The 18,423-nt window shown below is 59.5% G+C and carries 16 protein-coding genes and 2 pseudogenes; 6 read left to right on the forward strand and 12 right to left on the reverse strand.

Features of this window, described 5'->3' with window-relative positions; genetic code table 11:
* Positions 1 to 8: 8 nt before the first annotated feature.
* The 4 genes and pseudogenes from tauA to R1A29_RS00695 all read right to left on the reverse strand — a co-directional run bounded on the left by tauA (position 9) and on the right by R1A29_RS00695 (position 5,838).
* Positions 9 to 986 carry a taurine ABC transporter substrate-binding protein gene (gene tauA / locus R1A29_RS00680; protein ID WP_134825137.1) on the reverse strand — a complete coding sequence of 326 codons (978 nt, stop codon included), beginning with the start codon at positions 984 to 986 and terminating at the stop codon, positions 9 to 11.
* Positions 987 to 1,333: 347 nt separating this feature from the next.
* Positions 1,334 to 2,917, reverse strand: coding sequence for a glutamate--cysteine ligase (gene gshA / locus R1A29_RS00685; RefSeq protein WP_085712708.1), 1,584 nt, complete (start codon positions 2,915 to 2,917; stop codon positions 1,334 to 1,336).
* Between the two features lie 214 nt (positions 2,918 to 3,131).
* Positions 3,132 to 3,515: a PaaI family thioesterase gene (locus R1A29_RS00690; protein WP_085712709.1), complete on the reverse strand. Its 384-nt coding sequence runs from the start codon at positions 3,513 to 3,515 to the stop codon at positions 3,132 to 3,134.
* Positions 3,515 to 5,838, reverse strand: a pseudogene (locus R1A29_RS00695) (Tex family protein). The gene R1A29_RS00690 and the pseudogene R1A29_RS00695 overlap by 1 nt, the downstream one beginning before the upstream one ends.
* A 360-nt stretch (positions 5,839 to 6,198) precedes the next feature.
* On the opposite strand from R1A29_RS00695, the gene ompR reads away from it, so the two are divergent.
* Positions 6,199 to 6,939 (forward strand): osmolarity response regulator transcription factor OmpR, encoded by a 741-nt coding sequence (ompR, locus tag R1A29_RS00700; RefSeq protein ID WP_007952694.1) that lies wholly within the window; start codon positions 6,199 to 6,201, stop codon positions 6,937 to 6,939.
* A 113-nt stretch (positions 6,940 to 7,052) separates the two neighbouring features.
* On the forward strand, positions 7,053 to 8,366 hold the full coding sequence (locus R1A29_RS00705) for an ATP-binding protein (RefSeq protein WP_085712711.1): 1,314 nt from the start codon (positions 7,053 to 7,055) through the stop codon (positions 8,364 to 8,366).
* Positions 8,367 to 8,450: 84 nt separating this feature from the next.
* Here R1A29_RS00705 and rimK read toward each other — a convergent pair whose 3' ends face one another.
* Both rimK and R1A29_RS00715 read right to left on the reverse strand, forming a co-directional pair.
* Positions 8,451 to 9,356: a 30S ribosomal protein S6--L-glutamate ligase gene (rimK, locus tag R1A29_RS00710; RefSeq protein ID WP_007949201.1), complete on the reverse strand. Its 906-nt coding sequence runs from the start codon at positions 9,354 to 9,356 to the stop codon at positions 8,451 to 8,453.
* Positions 9,353 to 9,799: a retropepsin-like aspartic endopeptidase RimB gene (locus R1A29_RS00715; RefSeq protein ID WP_169432582.1), complete on the reverse strand. Its 447-nt coding sequence runs from the start codon at positions 9,797 to 9,799 to the stop codon at positions 9,353 to 9,355. Before R1A29_RS00715 ends, rimK begins: the two co-directional genes overlap by 4 nt.
* A 251-nt stretch (positions 9,800 to 10,050) precedes the next feature.
* Between R1A29_RS00715 and R1A29_RS00720 the strand changes: the two are divergent.
* Positions 10,051 to 10,457 (forward strand): annotated as a pseudogene (locus tag R1A29_RS00720) (RNA-binding S4 domain-containing protein).
* Positions 10,458 to 10,524: 67 nt separating this feature from the next.
* On the opposite strand, the gene R1A29_RS00725 reads toward R1A29_RS00720, so the two are convergent.
* Positions 10,525 to 11,325: a phosphatase PAP2 family protein gene (locus R1A29_RS00725; RefSeq protein WP_438300379.1), complete on the reverse strand. Its 801-nt coding sequence runs from the start codon at positions 11,323 to 11,325 to the stop codon at positions 10,525 to 10,527.
* Between the two features lie 104 nt (positions 11,326 to 11,429).
* Here R1A29_RS00725 and hslO point away from each other — a divergent pair, with 104 nt between their 5' ends.
* The gene (hslO, locus tag R1A29_RS00730; protein WP_085712714.1) at positions 11,430 to 12,332 is read left to right on the forward strand and encodes an Hsp33 family molecular chaperone HslO; all 903 of its coding nucleotides are present in this window, start codon (positions 11,430 to 11,432) and stop codon (positions 12,330 to 12,332) included.
* 181 nt (positions 12,333 to 12,513) lie between these two features.
* Positions 12,514 to 14,055, forward strand: coding sequence for a phosphoenolpyruvate carboxykinase (locus R1A29_RS00735; protein WP_085712715.1), 1,542 nt, complete (start codon positions 12,514 to 12,516; stop codon positions 14,053 to 14,055).
* 172 nt (positions 14,056 to 14,227) lie between these two features.
* Here R1A29_RS00735 and R1A29_RS00740 read toward each other — a convergent pair whose 3' ends face one another.
* The 5 genes from R1A29_RS00740 to R1A29_RS00760 all read right to left on the reverse strand — a co-directional run bounded on the left by R1A29_RS00740 (position 14,228) and on the right by R1A29_RS00760 (position 17,259).
* Positions 14,228 to 14,500, reverse strand: coding sequence for a type II toxin-antitoxin system RelE/ParE family toxin (locus tag R1A29_RS00740; protein ID WP_438300380.1), 273 nt, complete (start codon positions 14,498 to 14,500; stop codon positions 14,228 to 14,230).
* On the reverse strand, positions 14,500 to 14,943 hold the full coding sequence (locus tag R1A29_RS00745) for a hypothetical protein (RefSeq protein ID WP_438300381.1): 444 nt from the start codon (positions 14,941 to 14,943) through the stop codon (positions 14,500 to 14,502). The genes R1A29_RS00740 and R1A29_RS00745 overlap by 1 nt, the downstream gene beginning before the upstream one ends.
* Positions 14,944 to 15,100: 157 nt before the next feature.
* Complete coding sequence (locus tag R1A29_RS00750) at positions 15,101 to 15,400, reverse strand: hypothetical protein (RefSeq protein WP_085684153.1); 300 nt, start codon at positions 15,398 to 15,400, stop codon at positions 15,101 to 15,103.
* A gap of 347 nt (positions 15,401 to 15,747) precedes the next feature.
* Positions 15,748 to 16,875: a hypothetical protein gene (locus R1A29_RS00755; RefSeq protein WP_438300382.1), complete on the reverse strand. Its 1,128-nt coding sequence runs from the start codon at positions 16,873 to 16,875 to the stop codon at positions 15,748 to 15,750.
* Positions 16,876 to 16,977: 102 nt separating this feature from the next.
* Positions 16,978 to 17,259 (reverse strand): hypothetical protein, encoded by a 282-nt coding sequence (locus tag R1A29_RS00760; protein ID WP_438300383.1) that lies wholly within the window; start codon positions 17,257 to 17,259, stop codon positions 16,978 to 16,980.
* A gap of 303 nt (positions 17,260 to 17,562) precedes the next feature.
* On the opposite strand from R1A29_RS00760, the gene R1A29_RS00765 reads away from it, so the two are divergent.
* The gene (locus R1A29_RS00765) at positions 17,563 to 18,066 is read left to right on the forward strand and encodes a polysaccharide deacetylase (RefSeq protein ID WP_438300384.1); all 504 of its coding nucleotides are present in this window, start codon (positions 17,563 to 17,565) and stop codon (positions 18,064 to 18,066) included.
* The last annotated feature ends 357 nt before the right edge of the window (positions 18,067 to 18,423 follow it).

The raw sequence follows: 18,423 nt of genomic DNA on the forward strand, positions 1-18,423 counted from the left end.
ACTCCCGATCAGTTGGTGATGTACTTGGGGGTGACGTACGGCGCGTAGTCCGGCAGTACCGCTTCGACCTTGCCTTGCTCCTTGAGGAACGCAGCGGTGTCGGTGATGGCTTTGGTGGTCGGCGCGCCGAGGTCACTGACCTGATCCGCCGCCAGCGGGTAGACGTTGCCTTGCAGCAGCAGTGGAATGTCGCTGGCCTTGGCACCGGACAGTTTTACCAGCTTGTCGACGTTGCTCTGATTGGCCAGCCAGGCTTTCGGATCCTTGCGGTAGTCGGCGTAGGCGTCGAGGGTGACCTTGGCGAACGCGGTGACGATTTCCGGGTGCTTCTCGGCGAAGTCTTTACGCACGATCCACGCATCGAAAGTCGGTGCACCGAACTTGGCCAGTTCACCGGAAGTGATCAGCACTTTGCCGTTTTCCTTGGCCACACCCAGCGCCGGATCCCAGACGTAGGTGGCGTCGATGTCACCGCGTTTCCACGCGGCAATGATCGCTGGCGGGGCGAGGTTGAGAACGGTGACTTTCGAAGGATCGATGTTCCAGTGTTTCAGCGCGGCCAGCAGGCTGTAGTGACCGGTGGACACGAACGGCACGGCGATTTTCTTGCCGACCAGATCCTGCGGCGTCTTGATGCCGGAACCGTCGCGGGCGACCAGCGCTTCGGCGGCGCCGATCTGGGTGGCGATGAGGAAGGTTTCCACCGGGACTTTGCGGGTGACAGCGGCGGTCAGCGGGCTGGAACCGAGGTAGCCGATTTGCACGTCACCGGAAGCGATGGCCGAGATGACATCCGCGCCGTTGTCGAACTTGCGCCAGCTGATGTCGGCCTTGGTGGCTTTTTCATAGGCGCCGTCGGCCTGGGCAACTTTTGCCGGGTCAACGGTGGTCTGGTAGGCGACGGTGAGATCGGCGGCCTGGGCCAGAAAACTCGCTGCAGCCAGAGAGGCCACGGCCAGCAGGCGAAGCGGGACATTCAGTTTCATTGAAGAGCTCCATATCAGGCGACCGAGCGTCGGCGTGAAAGGAGACTAAATGATCTAAGAATCTAAAAATAAATAACTTTTTAGAATGAGCTTATGAGCGGAAAAATCTAAGCGTGGGAGAGTGGGGGCTTTTCGGATTATCGGTTCGGACTTGAAATCCTTACCCCCTCACCCCAGCCCTCTCCCCCAAGGGGGCGAGGGGAAAAGGGAGCCGACTGGGGGCTTTCCAGATCCTGAGTTCGGCTTGGTATTTCAGGTCGATGTACTTCGCATCAACAACTCGGTCAGTCCCCTCTCCCTCCGGGAGAGGGCTAGGGTGAGGGGGCTTGCGATCCAAAGCCGATCGATCAGTTGCTGATCGCCAGAATACTCGCCTGATACGACCCGACAAATACGTCGAAATCGCCCACCTCGTTCTGCTCCAGCTCAGCCTGTTGCGCCAGCGACGAGCGCGCCAGTTCTTCAAACTTCGCCTGTTCGTCAGCCGCCAACGGTTCGCTGCGGAAGAACTCGGCGTGGGCCTGGCTCTGGCGCAGGGAGAATTGCGCGAAGCTTTCCTTGTGCTCGGCCATGGCTGCCAGCACCTGGGCCGATGGCGTCAGGGACGAATCCTTGACCTTGGCCAGTTGCGCGTCGAGGGCCTTGCTGTGGGCGTCGCCGCCGTGGCTCTGATCCAGCAGCGCGGCCAGCGGAGCGATTTTTTCCAGCAGCTCCGCCGCCCATTCCTTCATGTCGACCGGTTGGCCGTCGCGCTGCAATTGCAGGCCCGGACGGCGACCTTCCTTGACCACGCTGAGGAAGTTTGAGGTGGCGTTGCCGCAGCTGATGTTGGTCAGCAGCGGGCTGTCGTTCAGCGCGCAGTACAGCAGGAACGCGTCGAGGAAGCGCGACTCGGTGAGGTCGATGCCCATCGGCAGGAACGGGTTGATGTCCAGGCAGCGCACTTCGACGTACTGGATGCCACGGGCCATCAGGGCCTGGATCGGCCGCTCGCCGGTGTAGGTTACGCGTTTCGGACGGATGTTCGAGTAGTACTCGTTTTCGATCTGCAGGATGTTGGTGTTCAGTTGCACCCACTCCCCGTCCTGGTGCGTGCCGACTTCAACGTACGGCGCGTATGGCGTGGCCACCGCCTTGCGCAGGCTGTCGGTGTAGCTCGCCAGGTCGTTGTAGCAAGGGGTCAGGCCGGCCTGGGCGTTGCTCTGGTAACCGAGGTCGCTCATGCGCAGGCTGGTGGCGTAGGGCAGGTACAGGGTGTCCGGATCCAGTTGTTCCAGCTGATGCGAGCGGCCGCGCAGGAATCCCGCGTCCAGCGCCGGCGAAGCACCGAACAGGTACATCAGCAGCCAGCTGTAGCGGCGGAAGTTGCGGATCAGCGCGATATAGGACGACGACTGGAAATCCCGGTCGGTGCCGACGAAGCCTTCGGCTTCTTTCAGCAGCGGCCAGAGTTTTTCCGGCAGGGAGAAGTTGTAGTGAATCCCGGCGATGCACTGCATGGTCTTGCCGTAACGCAGGGCCAGGCCCTTGCGGTAGACGTACTTCAGCTGACCGATGTTGGAGGTGCCGTAATAGGCGATCGGGATGTCTTCCTCGGCCGGCAACGGGCACGGCATCGATGGACTCCACAGGTACTCGTTGCCGAGCTTGCTGTAGGCGAAGCGATGAATCTTGTCCAGGCTCGCCAGCGTATCGGCCGGATCGGGCAGGGCAGGCGTGATGAATTCCAGCAGCGACTCGGAATAGTCGGTGGTGATCTGTTCGTTGGTCAGCGCGGAACCCAGGCTTTCGGGGTGCGGCGTTTGCGCCAGTCGACCCTCGCCGGTCACGCGCAGGCATTCACGTTCGATGCCGTGCAGGCACTGTTCGAGCAGAGAGAGGTTGGCGCGCTCACCGAGCAGAGCCAGGCGGCGGTTGAGAAGTTCGCTCAATTTGGATTCCTTCACGCGTCAGTCGCCCCAATATGGGGGTGGGCAGGACGGTCTACAAGGGTGAAGTTGAAACTGGCGTTTTCGCCTGGTTTTCGGGCCATGAAAGCCCCATTGCAAACGCCAACTTCAGTCCCTGAATCTGGCAGACGCGGGCGAGGAAAACTCCGACGCTGCGATCACAGCGCCGAAATTAACTCAAATCGATGACGAGTAGCTACAGGACAGCGAACGTGCCTTGCGCTTTTGCGACCAGTTTGTCGCCCTGCATCACGTCGGCTTCGACCACCAGCGTGCGTCGGCCCGGGTGGATCACCCGCGCCGTGCACATCACCTCGCCCTCGGAGACGGCGCGGATGTAGTTGATCTTGCACTCGATGGTCGCGCTCTGCTGGTCAAAGCCGTGGGTGCTGGAACAGGCCAGCCCCATGGCGATATCGACCAGACTGAACAGCGCGCCGCCGTGCAGCTTGCCGCCGCGGTTGCGCAGTTCGGGTTCCAGCACCAGGGCGACTTGCGCCACCCCGGTTTCCAGGCTGTGCAGGCGGCAGCCCAACAGCTTGAAAAACGCGCTCTCGACGAGCCCGGCCGGAATCTCCATCAGCGTTTCTTCAACTGCTTGGCGTTGGCGAACAGCGACGCCATGGCGTTGTTCGCCGGAGCCGCCGGGGTGCTTTCCTTGCGCGGAGCCGAACCCTGCGACTGGCGTGGCGCCGAGCCCGGACGCGAACCACGGGCACCATCGATTTTCTCGCCCGGCGTGTCGCTCATGCGCATCGACAGGCCGACGCGTTTGCGCGGGATGTCGACTTCCATGACCTTCACTTTCACCACATCACCGGCCTTCACCGCTTCGCGCGGATCCTTGATGAATTTCTCCGACAGCGCCGAGATGTGCACCAGACCGTCCTGGTGCACGCCGATGTCGACGAACGCACCGAACGCGGTCACGTTGGTCACCACGCCTTCGAGGATCATCCCCAGTTGCAGGTCTTTCAGGTCCTCGACGCCTTCCCGGAACTCGGCGGTCTTGAACTCCGGACGCGGGTCGCGGCCCGGTTTCTCCAGTTCCTGCAGGATGTCGGTGACGGTTGGCAGACCGAAGGTCTCGTCGGTGAACTTCTTCGGATCCAGACGCTTGAGGAACGAGGCGTCGCCGATCAGCGAGCGGATGTCACGGTCGGTTTCAGCGGCGATGCGCTGCACCAGCGGATAGGCTTCCGGGTGAACGGCCGAGGAGTCCAGCGGGTTGTCGCCGTTCATCACTCGCAGGAAGCCGGCGGCCTGTTCGAAGGTTTTCTCGCCCAGACGTGCGACTTTCTTCAGCGCAGCGCGGGTTTTGAACGCGCCGTGCTCGTCACGGTGAGTCACGATGTTCTGTGCCAGGGTCGCGTTGAGGCCGGAGATCCGCGCCAGCAGCGCCACGGACGCGGTGTTCACGTCCACGCCCACGGCGTTCACGCAGTCCTCGACCACGGCGTCCAGGCCGCGCGCCAGTTTCAGCTGCGACACGTCGTGCTGGTACTGGCCGACACCGATGGATTTCGGATCGATTTTCACCAGCTCGGCCAGTGGATCCTGCAGACGGCGGGCGATGGACACGGCGCCTCGGATCGACACGTCGAGATCCGGGAATTCCTTGGCCGCCAGTTCCGATGCCGAATACACCGATGCGCCGGCTTCGGAAACCATGACCTTGATCATTTTCATCGCTGGATATTTTTTGATCAGCTCGATGGCCAGTTTGTCGGTCTCACGGCTGGCGGTGCCGTTGCCGATGGCGATCAGGTCAACCGAATGCTTGGCGCACAGGGCGGCCAGGATGGCGATGGTCTGATCCCACTTGTTGTGCGGCACATGCGGGTAAACCGTGGCGTGATCCAGCAGCTTGCCGGTGGAGTCGACCACCGCGACCTTGCAGCCGGTACGCAGGCCCGGGTCGAGGCCCAGGGTGGCGCGCGGGCCGGCCGGGGCGGCCAGCAGCAGGTCGTGCAGGTTGTGGGCGAAGACGTTGATCGCCTCGGTTTCGGCGCCGTCGCGCAGCTCGCCGAGCAGGTCGGTTTCCAGGTGGGTGTAGAGCTTGACCTTCCAGGTCCAGCGCACCACTTCACCCAGCCATTTGTCGGCCGGACGGTTCTGGTTCTGGATGCCGACGTGCTGGCCGATCATGCCTTCGCACGGGTGCAGGGTGCCCGGCAGTTCTTCGCCGACTTTCAGCGCAGAGCTGAGAATGCCTTCGTTGCGGCCACGGAAAATCGCCAGCGCGCGGTGCGACGGCATGCTTTTCAGTGGTTCGTCGTGTTCGAAGTAGTCGCGGAACTTGGCGCCTTCCTCTTCCTTGCCGGCGATCACGCGGGCACTGAGGGTGGCTTCCTGCTTCAAATAGTTGCGCAGTTTGTCCAGCAGGTTGGCGTCTTCGGCGAAGCGCTCCATGAGGATGTACTTGGCGCCTTCCAGCGCTGCCTTGGCGTCGGCCACGCCTTTTTCGGCGTCGATAAAGCGTGCGGCTTCGGTTTTCGGAGCCAGCGACGGGTCGTTGAACAGACCGTCGGCCAGTTCGCCGAGGCCGGCTTCCAGGGCGATCTGGCCCTTGGTGCGGCGCTTCTGCTTGTACGGCAGGTACAAGTCTTCGAGGCGGGTCTTGGTGTCGGCGAGTTTGATTTCGCGTTCCAGCTCAGGGTGAGTTTGCCCTGCTCCTGGATGCTGGAAAGGATGCTGATGCGCCGTTCGTCGAGTTCTCGCAGGTAGCGCAGACGCTCTTCCAGATGACGCAGCTGAGTGTCATCGAGACTGCCGGTCACTTCTTTCCGGTAACGGGCGATGAAGGGAACGGTAGAGCCTTCATCGAGTAGCGCGACGGCCGCTTCGACCTGTTGCGGGCGTACGCCGAGTTCCTCGGCGATGCGGCTGTTGATGCTGTCCATAAAACCACCTGACAAATTGTGAAAGCAGGCTCGCAGGCGCATAAATAAGGGCCCGGAGTCTGGTGGGGCGGCCTGACGCTTGCCGCTGCCTGGGTCAAAAGGCATCCCATTGACCCGTGAAATCGAACAATTACTGCGGCGCCCATGAAAATAAAGGACGGCCACCTGCGGTAACGATTCAGACGTTGCCTGGCACAAAAGGCCGCGCATTATAACCGGCGTTCTGTCATTCGGGGGCGACACGGTCTGTAGGCTCAAGCCCCGGTTTTCTGGCAGTGAAGGAAAAATCTGCTAACAATGCACACGGTGCGTATAACGGCAGCTACGCCATAATGCGCGCCGAGCTAAAAGGAGCATCCAATGAGCAGCACTGCACAAACTGCTGAAGGCGAAAAAATTCTTATTGTTGACGACGATCCGGGGCTGAGCAGCCTGCTGGAACGCTTCTTCGTCAGCAAGGGCTACCGTGCCCGCGCCGTACCGAACACCGAGCAGATGGATCGTCTGCTGTCCCGTGAAGTGTTCAACCTGGTCGTTCTCGACCTGATGCTGCCGGGCGAAGACGGCCTGACCGCTTGCCGTCGCCTGCGTGGCGCGAACAATCAGATCCCGATCATCATGCTCACCGCCAAGGGCGATGAGCTGAGCCGGATCAAGGGCCTGGAACTGGGCGCCGACGATTACCTGGCCAAGCCGTTCAACCCGGATGAGCTGATGGCCCGCGTCAAAGCGGTGCTGCGCCGTCAGGCCGCACCGGTGCCGGGTGCGCCGGGCAGCGAAGAAGAGAACGTCACGTTCGGCGACTACGTGCTGTCCCTGGCCACCCGCGAACTCAAGCGCGGCGACGAAGTGCACATGCTCACCACCGGTGAGTTTGCGGTACTCAAGGCCCTGGTGATGAACGCCCGTCAGCCGCTGACCCGCGACAAGCTGATGAACCTGGCCCGTGGCCGGGAGTGGGATGCCCTGGAGCGTTCCATCGACGTGCAGATTTCCCGTCTGCGCCGGATGATCGAACCCGATCCGTCCAAACCGCGCTACATCCAGACTGTCTGGGGCGTGGGTTACGTGTTCGTGCCGGATGGCAACTCCACCAAGTGACGGGTGATTTGTAGGAGCGGGTCTGGGGGAACGGTCAAAAGTGCCGGCTCCGCAGACTCGTTATCCGCAATATGCGAGCATTGCTCGCTCCTGCAAGTGCGTAGCGGTTATCCATGAAAACCCCTGTCTGGTTCCCCCAAAGTTTCTTCTCCCGCACCCTCTGGCTGGTGCTCATCGTCGTATTGTTCTCCAAGGCTCTGACCCTGGTTTATCTGCTGATGAACGAGGACGTGCTGGTGGATCGTCAATACAGCCACGGCGTCGCCCTGACGCTGCGTGCCTATTGGGCCGCCGATGAAGAAAACCGCGCGAAGATCGCCGATGCCGCGACCCTGATCCGGGTGGTCGGTGCCGGTGTGCCGGAAGGCGAGCAGCACTGGCCGTACAGCGAAATCTACCAGCGGCAGATGCAGGCGGAATTGGGTGCCGACACCGAGGTTCGCTTGCGCATGCATTCGCCGCCGGCGTTGTGGGTGCGTGCGCCGAGCCTGGGTGATGGCTGGTTGAAAGTGCCGTTGTACCCGCATCCGTTGCGCGGCCAGAAAATCTGGAACGTGCTCGGTTGGTTCCTCGCCATCGGTCTGCTCTCGACCGCTTCCGCATGGATTTTCGTCAGCCAGCTCAATCAGCCGTTGAAACGTCTGGTTTATGCCGCGCGGCAACTCGGTCAGGGCCGCAGCGTCCGTCTGCCGATCAGCGATACACCCAGCGAAATGACCGAGGTTTATCGTGCCTTCAACCAGATGGCTGAAGACGTCGAACAGGCTGGTCGTGAACGAGAACTGATGCTCGCCGGGGTTTCCCATGACCTGCGGACGCCGCTGACCCGTCTGCGGTTGTCGCTGGAACTGATGGGCGACCGCACCGACCTGACCGACGACATGGTGCGCGACATTGAAGACATGGACGCGATTCTCGACCAGTTCCTCGCGTTCATTCGCGATGGTCGGGACGAGTCCGTGGAAGAAGTGGACCTGAGCGATCTGGTGCGTGAAGTTGCGGCACCATACAACCAGAGCGAAGAGAAAGTGCGCTTGCGTCTGGAGCCGATCCAGCCGTTCCCGCTGCGCCGGGTGTCGATGAAACGTCTGTTGAACAACCTGATCGGCAACGCGTTGAATCATGCCGGCGGTAGCGTGGATGTCGCGGCCTATGTGTCCGGAGACACCAGCGCGCCGTACGTGGTGCTGAGCGTGATGGACCGTGGGGCGGGGATCGATCCTTCGGAACTTGAGGCGATCTTCAACCCCTTCACCCGAGGCGACCGCGCGCGGGGCGGGAAGGGCACTGGACTGGGGCTGGCGATCGTGAAGCGGATTGCTTCGATGCACGGCGGCAATGTCGAACTGCGCAACCGCTCCGGGGGCGGGCTGGAGGCGCGGGTGCGCTTGCCGCTGGGATTGATGCTGCCGCGGGATGCCGTTTAACGGCAACCTCAAGCGACAAGCTTCGAGCTGCAAGCAAACGCGAATTTTACTCGCTGCTTGCAGCTCGTAGCTCGCTGCTGTTTTCTATCCTTTGCCTTTGGTGCGGGTCATGTTCGGCCCGCCATTCTTCTCGAGATGCTCGATGATGATCCCCGCCACATTCTTGCCGGTGGTGGTCTCGATCCCTTCCAGACCCGGCGACGAGTTCACTTCCATCACCAGCGGCCCGTGATTCGAACGCAGGATATCCACGCCCGCCACCGCCAGGCCCATGACCTTGGCGGCGCGCAATGCGGTCATGCGTTCTTCCGGGGTGATCTTGATCAGGCTGGCGCTGCCACCCCGGTGCAGGTTGGAGCGAAATTCCCCGGGCTTGGCCTGACGCTTCATCGCCGCGATCACCTTGTCACCGACCACGAAGCAGCGAATGTCGGCGCCGCCGGCTTCTTTGATGTATTCCTGCACCATGATGTTCTGCTTGAGGCCCATGAAGGCCTCAATCACCGACTCCGCCGCCGTCGCGGTTTCGCACAGCACCACACCGATGCCCTGGGTGCCTTCCAGTACCTTGATCACCAATGGCGCGCCGTTGACCATGTCGATCAGGTCGGGAATGTCGTCCGGCGAGTGGGCGAACCCGGTCACCGGCAGGCCGATGCCCCGGCGTGACAGCAGTTGCAGCGAACGCAGCTTGTCCCGGGAGCGGGCGATGGCCACCGATTCGTTGAGCGGGAACACCCCCATCATTTCGAACTGGCGCAGCACTGCGCAGCCATAGAACGTCACCGACGCGCCGATCCGCGGGATCACCGCATCGAATCCTTCCAGCGGTTTGCCGCGATAGTGGATCTGCGGCTTGTGGCTGGCGATGTTCATGTAGGCGCGCAAGGTATCGATCACTACCATTTCATGCCCGCGCTCGGTTCCGGCTTCGACCAGACGACGGGTGGAATACAGACGCGGATTCCGCGACAGCACAGCGATCTTCATGCAACACCTGTGGAGGAGGTAGATACCGGGAACACCGGCTTGTCTTGTACATATTTGATGCCCGGATTGACCACCAGCTGGCCATCGATCAGGGCTTTGGAACCGAGCAGCAGGCGATAGCGCATGGACTTGCGGCAGGCGAGGGTGAACTCGACCGGCCAGACCCGATCACCGAGGGCCAGGGTGGTGCTGATCACATAGCGCACCTGGGCCTGGCCGTTGGAACTCTTGATGGTTTTGCGAGTGACCAGCGGCGCTTCGCAACGCCGGTGGCGTAACTGCACCACCGTGCCCAGGTGCGCGGTGAAGCGCACCCACTTTTCGCCGTCCCGTTCGAACGGCTCGATGTCGGTGGCGTGCAGGCTGGAGGTGCTGGCGCCGGTGTCGATTTTCGCCCGAAGGCCCGCGACTCCCAGATCCGGGAGCGCCACCCACTCGCGCAGACCGACAACGGTCAAATGGTCAAATGTCTTCAAAAAAATGCTCAACCGGTGAAAACCGATCAGCCCGCAGGGGGCCGGATTTGCGGTATTCACGCAGAATAGTGGTTAAAAGGCGACAGATATCTACGGCCCGGATTGGCGCCATCTCAAGCAAGCCCCGGAATGTGCGCATTGTAATCCGGGACGGTGCAATTCATGGCACGACAGAAACGGTAGTACAGTTCATCAATATTTCAGAATGAGGAAATTCCATGGCACAAAAAAGCGAAGAGGACGACAAGGTCCGTCTCGATAAATGGTTGTGGGCTGCACGTTTTTTCAAAACCCGTGCCTTGGCCAAAGCCGCCATTGAAAGCGGCAAGGTGCATTGTCGGGGGAGCGCTGCAAGCCTGGCAAAGAGCCACGCATCGGCGATGAATTCGAGATTCGCACCGGCTTCGATGAAAAGACCGTTGTGGTGCAAGCCCTGTCGATCGTGCGTCGTGGCGCACCGGAAGCGCAGACGCTATATGCCGAGACCGAGGCCAGTATCGCCAAGCGAGAGGCGGCTGCGGCGATGCGCAAGGCAGGCGCCTTGGGTGTGACCACCGATGGCAAACCGAGCAAGAAGCAGCGCCGGGATCTGTTTAAATTTCGTGGGAACAGTGGCGGAGAATAAAAAATCGCAGCCTGCCGGTCCTGACTCAAGACTCGTCAATGGCTGCGATTTTTTCAGCGGTCGTCGATTATCGTGCGGACACGACGGTCATCCGCGAAATCACCGGCAACTTGCCCAGCAGCCCGAAAACCGGCGCCGTGATCTTCAGCCAGAAGTTCGCCGCGTGATAGGCAAACGGCGTGTAGTAACCCCAGCCCAACGCCCACACCGCCAGCAGCAGGCCACCGATGTAATCGTCCTGGCCCCAGTGCGCGCCGGCCACCAGGCGCGGCAGCATGAACAGCAGTGCCAGGCCCCAGACCGTCAGGAACTGGCCGGCTGAGCGACTGAACACACCCATGAACAACGCCCAGATCAGCAGCACCGAAGCGTGGTCACCGGGAAAGCTCTGGCTCGAGCGATCCTTCAGCTCAAAGGTCTTCTCCAGATGCGGGAAATAGTCGCTCATATGGACGGCGCCTTCGAGCACCATGGAAGGGCTGTTGTGCTGCCAGCCCATGTGGTCGGCGAATTTGGAAAACAGCGCGCGGATCACCACCATCAGCAGCAGGATCGAGAAAAATCCGAAGAACGCGCGACGTACGTCAATTGCCTTGAATACCCAGTCGCCCTTGATCAGCAGCGTCAGCAGAATCAGTCCGACGACAACATCGAACGGGCGCAGACTTGCAATTGCCCAGATGTGGAGCCATATGGGGTTGCTGGCCAGCGGAGTATTGAGTGAGCGGAACAGCCACTCGTCGAAAACCACACACAGCATCTGGCCTGTAGGCCATAACCAGAAAGCCAGTAGTGCCAATGGCACCGCATTGCACAGAACCAGCCGGCCGAGGTTCCACCTTGATTGGAACAAACCCGGATTGTTCATAAAATGCCTCCCGTGGCTGAACATAGGCATCAAAATGGATGCCAGAAGCGCGGGATTTTCATTCTTTGTAACCTTTTTGTCATTAAAATCAGATACCTAGACCTATGACCGATTTCCTCGATACCGATTACACCCAACGCTTCATCTTCGATGACAGCGACACGCGCGGCGAACTGGTGTCGCTGGAACGCAGCTACGCCGAAGTGCTCGCCAAGCACCCGTATCCGGAGCCGGTTGCGCAATTGCTGGGCGAATTCATGGCTGCCGCGTCGTTGCTGGTGGGCACCCTGAAATTCGATGGTTTGCTGATTCTTCAGGCACGCTCCGAAGGCCCGATTCCGCTGCTGATGATCGAGTGCTCCAGCGAACGCGAAATCCGTGGCCTGGCCCGTTACGAGGCAGACCTGATCGCTCCTGACGCGACCCTCGCCGACCTGATGCCCAACGGTGTTCTGGCCCTGACGATCGACCCGACCGTAGGCCAGCGCTATCAGGGCATCGTCGACCTCGACGGCGAAACCCTGTCCGACTGCTTCACCAACTACTTCGTCATGTCCCAGCAGGTCGGCACCCGCTTCAAGCTGTGCGCCGATGGCCGTCGCGCCCGTGGCCTGCTGCTGCAGCAACTGCCGGCCGATCGCCTGAAAGATGAAGAAGAACGCGCCGCCAGCTGGCAGCACATCACCGCGCTGGGCAACACCCTGACCGCTGATGAACTGTTGAGCCTGGACAACGAAACAGTCCTGCATCGCCTCTACCATGAAGAGCAGGTTCGTCTGTTCGATGTGCAGAAACTGCGCTTCCACTGCAGCTGCTCCCGCGAGCGTTCGGGCAATGCGCTGGTCAGCCTGGGTCTGGAAGATGCGCAGCAATTGGTGGCCGAACAGGGTGGCAGCGTCGAGATCGATTGCCAGTTCTGCAACCAGCGCTACCTGTTCGATGCGGCGGATATCGCTCAATTGTTCGCTGGCGCGGGCGTCGAGACGCCGTCAGATACCCGGCACTAAAACGGTTCAGCGCAGGTAAATTCACTGCTCAACGACGGAATAACGCCGTTACGACGGGAGGGCCCTACTCTTTTTGGGCTTTTCTGGCATAATCCGGCCCACTTTTTTCGCGGTAGTAGTGCACGACTTTCTACTACAAAACGTTTGGAGCACACTCGGCCACTGGCCGACGGGGAACCTCATGACGCAAGCCAATAACGCCGTGTACACCGATCTGAGTGTTGATGATCTGGTAAAAGAAGCCCTGAAACGCGGTGAAGGCGAGCTTGCCGATACCGGCGCTCTGGTAGTTCGCACCGGTCACCGCACCGGCCGTTCGCCAGTCGACCGTTTCATCGTTGAAGAGCCTTCCACCCAGGACGCAATCGCCTGGGGCCCGATCAACCGCAAGTTCCCGGCCGACAAGTTCGACGCGCTGTGGGCTCGTGTCGAGGCGTTCAACAACGCGCAAGAGCATTTCGTTTCCCACGTGCATGTAGGCGCGGCCGAAGATCACTACCTGGCCGTGAAGATGACCACTCAGACTGCCTGGCAGAATCTGTTCGGTCGTTGCCTGTTCATCAACCCGGCTCAGTACAACCCGGCCGGTCGTGAAGAATGGCAAGTGCTGAACGTCGCCAACTTCGAGTGCGTGCCTGAGCGTGACGGCACCAACTCCGACGGTTGCGTGATCCTCAACTTCGCCCAGAAAAAAGTGCTGATCGCCGGCATGCGTTACGCCGGTGAAATGAAGAAAGCCATGTTCTCGGTGCAGAACTTCCTGCTGCCGGCTTCCGACGTGCTGCCAATGCACTGCGCTGCCAACATCGGCGAAGCAGGCGACGTGACCCTGTTCTTCGGTCTGTCCGGCACCGGCAAGACCACCCTGTCCGCCGACGAAAGCCGTTACCTGATCGGTGACGACGAACACGGCTGGGGCGAAGGCGTTGTCTTCAACATCGAAGGCGGCTGCTACGCCAAATGCATCGACCTGTCCGAGAAGAACGAGCCGGTCATCTGGAAAGCCATCAAGCACGGCGCAGTCCTGGAAAACGTCGTGATCGACGATGCCAAGCACGCCGACTACGCCGATGTCAGCCTGACCCAGAACAGCCGCGCAGCCTACCCGCTGGAGCACGTTGCCAAGCGTTCCGAGAAGAACCTGGGCGGCGAGCCGAACGCTGTGATCTTCCTGACCTGCGACCTGACCGGCGTACTGCCACCAGTGTCGATCCTGAACAATGAGCAGGCGGCCTACCACTTCCTGTCCGGCTACACCGCACTGGTGGGCTCGACTGAAATGGGTTCGGGCAGCGGCATCAAGTCGACCTTCTCCACCTGCTTCGGCGCACCGTTCTTCCCGCGTCCGGCTGGCGAATACGCCGAGCTGCTGATCAAACGCATCAAGGGCTTCGGCTCCAAGGTCTACCTGGTCAACACCGGCTGGACCGGCGGTGGCTACGGCGTCGGCAAACGCTTCAACATCCCGACCACCCGCGCCGTGATCGCTGCGATCCAGAGCGGTGCCCTGGTCGGTGCCGAAACCGAACACCTGGACACCATCAACCTGGACGTGCCACTGGCCGTACCGGGCGTCGAAACCAACCTGCTCAACCCGCGCAACACCTGGGCTGACAAGGCTGCGTACGACGAAGCTGCCAAAGCACTGGCCGGTCTGTTCATCGAGAACTTCAAGAAGTTCGACGTGAGCGACGCGATCAAGGCTGCCGGGCCTAAGTTGTAAGACTTAGTTCTTGTGAATGAAAAAGCCGCCTCTTGAGGGCGGCTTTTTTGTGGGTGATTAGTTGGACCTCGTTGTCAGATCAACTGCCATTATTCCCGCAGAGTCCGCGCTAAACAGCCAGAATAATGCTACTTAAGGGTCCGCGAACTCCTAAGCATTTTTTCTCCAGTCATCATGGCCATTGCCTTCTGGTATGCAGCACTCGCAGCACTTCCACAGCATCAAATTTGATTGCGTAGATGATGACGTAGTTTGGAGTGACGACGATTTCGCGGGTGCCTTCCGTGATACCTTTTCGGTATATGGCTGGGTGCTTGCGAGCGCTTTCTCCTTTCAGTTCGAAAACCTCATCGAGCTCAATCGCTGCAACGGGATTTTCCTGTCCGATACGCTTCATGATGTTGTCTCGGTCATCCAGCGCCTCTTGGCGCCAGACCAACCTCATCAACGTACTCGCTGACGCAGGGCATCCCGCTTGGCGGCAAATATCCTGCGAGCGTCTTCATCGCTGACGCTGGGTCTTGGGTCATCAATGCTGATTTGTACCTGTTGTTTGACCCATTCTTCATATGCAGCGGCTTCATGAGCTTGCTTCATCGCTTCGGCGCGATCAGGGCGAGCATAGGTTTTTATTTGAAGAGGATCATAACTGGAGGCGTCCACATCGAAGTGATTGATACCCACTCCTTGCAGATAGGTCACCAGCGTTTCGAACCGCTTGAACAGTCGCACCTGACCACTGCGTTGTGCTGCCAGTGAATACTCTTTGCTTCCTTGCTGAATTTGAATCGACCAGCCACCGGGCTTGGCAACGATATGTGCGCTACTGATCGAACCGTTCTCAAACAGTCGGGTGAGAGTGCTGTGATCAATGGTTTCAGTGGTCATGAAGGCAAGCCCTTGGTTGAACAATGGCTCCCATCGTACGCAATCAATAATAGTTTGCAAAATTCAGGTCCTTAAAGTTTTGCGCCGGAAATGCCAGCGTCAGTGTTCTGGATAGAGGCAGGCAGTTCTAGCCATGAACACGCCTGCCCGAAGTTCGTCAGGCCGGGGCTTTCCAACTGAGCATTTTCTGCTGGGCGACTTGCAGCAGGTCACAGCCGTCTTTGGTCAGCAGGTAGAGGGCGTGGGTGATGTGCGGGATGTCTTCGACGTCGGCGTGTTTGAAGCAGAGGCAGTAGAGGGTTTGCAGCAGGTCGCTGGAAGCACGCAGGCGCTGGACGGCGCATTCGAGGATGTCTTGCGGGTTGGCTTCGGTGTCGATGACCAGGGGCTTGGTGTCGGTGAGGTTGGAGTCGAGTGGACGGTAGCGATCGGAGTGGAGCTCGTTCCATGATTTCATTTTTTAGATCCTCAATTGCTTCGAATGAAGCCACCAAATCGTGACCAAGCGACTGGAGGCGACTGTGTTCGGGTTGGTCAACCGGTGAGGATCATGCACATACCCGGCACGCTCGAAAGCGTCCCAAACACAGCCACCATAACGCTGCTGGCAATTGAGTGCCGGCAGCATACAGCGGACGCGAATGCATGATCCAATCGGGTGACCAAGCCCGAGCCGCTGAATTGGCAGCGACAGTCACAACTATAGGTTTCGACCTAACGGCGCCGATAGAAGACAAGGCGCCGCTGCGTGTAGGAACGGGATGCAGATTCGAGCAGGCCGTTCCTACAGATCAATCACGGTTTTCAACGAATCGCTCTATACGCCTCAACATCCAGCACACTCGTCGTCAGCCCGGTCGCCGGGGTGTAGATCGTGCCTTTCACCGTCGAGAACGGGACGCCCTTGCTGCCCAGCGACACGTAGCGTTCGCCTTGGTCCAGTTCGGTGAACCAGGTGTAGGAGCACTTCTCCATGGCCTTGTATTTCGCTGCCGCGTTGACGATGGCGGCGGTGTGGTTTCGAAGGTCGGCGTCAGTAAGGTTGAGGTTCTTGTCGAGCACGGTGCCCCAGCGTTTCAGGCACACCTCGGCAAAGTGACGGACGATCAGGCCAGGTTCGGCCACAACCTTCGGACCACTGACGCCATCGGCGGAGGCGTTACCTACCAGGGTAGCGTGACGCCCGGGCATGGGGAATATGCTGGTTTTGGTGCCGGTCGCGGTTTGCGGAATGACGCAGCTGAAACCCTTGGAGCGTTCGTCTCGTGCATAGAAGCCCACGTACTCTTTCACGTTGTAGTTGAGCTTTACCCGGTGTTCCTGAAAGTTACCGATACCGGGCACGGGATCAATGGCGAAGATATTCACCGGAATGTTTTTCAGCGCACTGTCGTTGAACATGGCATTGGCCAGCATATGGCAACTAATGCCGCCACGGCTCCAGCCCACCAGATTGACTTTTGTTGGAATAACGCCGTCCTTGCGGAAGGTTTTGATGATCTGCTCCTGTAACTTCTGTTGCGTGACGCTGCGCTCGCCATAGTTATATTTGCGCCATAGCCAGGAACCCTCGACCTGTACATCTTCAATCGGGATGCCGGCAGCTTTGAGGCGTTTGTATTCTGCTTCGGTCAACTGCTCGCGCTGCCAGTCGCATTTGCCTTTGATGATGTTCATCGCGTGCTGGACGTTTTCCTCCCAGCCCTTGCCGAACAGGGTTCCGCTGAGGCCATAGTCCTTGGATTTGGTGAACAGATCATCGGCCTGCAGGTTGCTGGTGCCGGGGCCATCGACCACGATCCATTCGGCAAACTCGCGACCGGCGTGATGGGAGGCGAGTGTGGAAACCAGTTCACCATCCCAATAGTTTTCATGGGCATTATCAAACTTTGTGGAACCTGTACCGCAAAAGAAAATAGTCAGCGTAGTCATGTTGTTGCTCTTGGTTGATGAAAGAGCAAACAGGCTAGTTCTGAACTTTGCAGTAATGGAAGCGAAGGGTTGTTGCGAACTTTGTAAGTTTGGCGGATGGCGTCAATTGTTTATTCGTTGCCTGGCAACTTCCAGCAAGTCACAGCCGTCCTGCGTCAATAAATAAAGCGCATTGACGATGTTGGGGATGTCTTTCACATCGGCCTGTTTGAAACACAGGCAGTAAAGAGTTTCCAGCAGGTTGTTGGCTGCACGCAGCCGCTGATCGGCGGCATCGAGGAGATCGAGGTGGCCCGCCTCCGTATCAATGACCAGCACGGGCGTTTCGCTATAGCTGGTTGTGAGTGAGCGATATCGGGTGTTGAGCGGTTTGAACATGTTCATGATCGGGTGTGTCCTTTACGAAGTCGCTTTGGCGGGCCGACACAATGTTTTCAGTCGCGCCGGCCACTATAGAAGGGCGTCCTTGAGAGGAACAAGACAGCCACGATGGACAGAATTCGTAGGGGTTTTTCCGGGGTTCGGGCATTTGCCTTACGCGTTTTTCAAGCTTTTTCACAGCCAAACCCTGATCAGCGAAATTTCCCACGTGTTTGTCGGGCGATTCCCGTTAAACCTCTGTATGGTGCGCGCCAGAATCCGTAGGGCGTTTCCAGACGTCCGACACACGCTTAAAGGGAATTAGGTATGCAGTGGCTACGAATGGCCTCGATCATTTTGCTGTGGGCCAGTGGTTGTCGCGTGGCAATGGCCTCCGATACGGCCAACGGGCTGGCGCTTGCCAATCTGGAACGCAGTGGGTGGCCGGAAGCGCTCACCACTCAGGACAACATCGATACGGCTTCCCGCGCGGAAGTGCTGATCTTCGGCAAGGCTCTGTTGGCCAGCGAAGCGCTGGACGAAACGGGACTCAAGCAACGACTGGGCGTGCAGCAAATGCAGCTCAAGTCGATCCGGCAAGTGCGCGACGGTCTGTGGGATCGCCTGCTCAACACCTATCGCAATGCCAGTCAGAACTGTGATGAACAAGCGTTTTGCCCACGGGTGCGCAGCGTCGCCGATCTGCGCCAGCTGGCGGCGGCATTCACCGGCGATATCAGCCCGGCCCATGCACAATGGGCAAGCAAGAGCCTGGACGTGCATGAGCGGGTACTGGATGAGCAACTGCGGGTGGCCGTCTTGCGGCCATAAAGCTGCTTTTGCGGGTGTCAGGCCGAAGAGGTTTCACTCGTTGTCACGGCGGACGCCCACGGCGGGGGAAGTTGTCGGGAGAGGGCGTGCATCCACTCAATAACAGGGATGCAAAGATCAGGGCGAAGGGCAGTTTCAAAGGGTTCGACATGTTCACTCCTTGATAAAAATCCATGGGCATCGGCCGTCCTGGCTCGACGCGTGACGGACATTACCTTCAGGTCGATTCACACGGCGATGAACAAAGTGTTTCATTTGTTTGATCCCGTGGCGTGGCCGCCGACGCTGTATCATCCCGTATCGATTTGCCCCCCGACCTTTTCTCGATTCGCTGCGATCGCCCGCTAGGCTGTTGGC

It is taken from the genome of Pseudomonas sp. NMS19W, assembly GCF_051554255.1.
GTDB classification, from domain to species: domain Bacteria; phylum Pseudomonadota; class Gammaproteobacteria; order Pseudomonadales; family Pseudomonadaceae; genus Aquipseudomonas; species Aquipseudomonas kribbensis.

Bases quoted from the DNA above. Each gene is read 5' to 3' on its own strand.
- R1A29_RS00725 (WP_438300379.1), bottom strand. From the start codon at position 11,325: ATGAACAATCCGGGTTTGTTCCAATCAAGGTGGAACCTCGGCCGGCTG.
- R1A29_RS00740 (WP_438300380.1), bottom strand. From the start codon at position 14,500: ATGAGGTTGGTCTGGCGCCAAGAGGCGCTGGATGACCGAGACAACATC.
- R1A29_RS00755 (WP_438300382.1), bottom strand. From the start codon at position 16,875: ATGACTACGCTGACTATTTTCTTTTGCGGTACAGGTTCCACAAAGTTT.
- hslO (WP_085712714.1), top strand. From the start codon at position 11,430: ATGACCGATTTCCTCGATACCGATTACACCCAACGCTTCATCTTCGAT.
- ompR (WP_007952694.1), top strand. From the start codon at position 6,199: ATGAGCAGCACTGCACAAACTGCTGAAGGCGAAAAAATTCTTATTGTT.
- R1A29_RS00750 (WP_085684153.1), bottom strand. From the start codon at position 15,400: ATGAAATCATGGAACGAGCTCCACTCCGATCGCTACCGTCCACTCGAC.
- R1A29_RS00745 (WP_438300381.1), bottom strand. From the start codon at position 14,943: ATGACCACTGAAACCATTGATCACAGCACTCTCACCCGACTGTTTGAG.
- R1A29_RS00735 (WP_085712715.1), top strand. From the start codon at position 12,514: ATGACGCAAGCCAATAACGCCGTGTACACCGATCTGAGTGTTGATGAT.
- R1A29_RS00765 (WP_438300384.1), top strand. From the start codon at position 17,563: ATGCAGTGGCTACGAATGGCCTCGATCATTTTGCTGTGGGCCAGTGGT.
- rimK (WP_007949201.1), bottom strand. From the start codon at position 9,356: ATGAAGATCGCTGTGCTGTCGCGGAATCCGCGTCTGTATTCCACCCGT.
- R1A29_RS00705 (WP_085712711.1), top strand. From the start codon at position 7,053: ATGAAAACCCCTGTCTGGTTCCCCCAAAGTTTCTTCTCCCGCACCCTC.
- R1A29_RS00760 (WP_438300383.1), bottom strand. From the start codon at position 17,259: ATGAACATGTTCAAACCGCTCAACACCCGATATCGCTCACTCACAACC.
- R1A29_RS00690 (WP_085712709.1), bottom strand. From the start codon at position 3,515: ATGGAGATTCCGGCCGGGCTCGTCGAGAGCGCGTTTTTCAAGCTGTTG.
- tauA (WP_134825137.1), bottom strand. From the start codon at position 986: ATGAAACTGAATGTCCCGCTTCGCCTGCTGGCCGTGGCCTCTCTGGCT.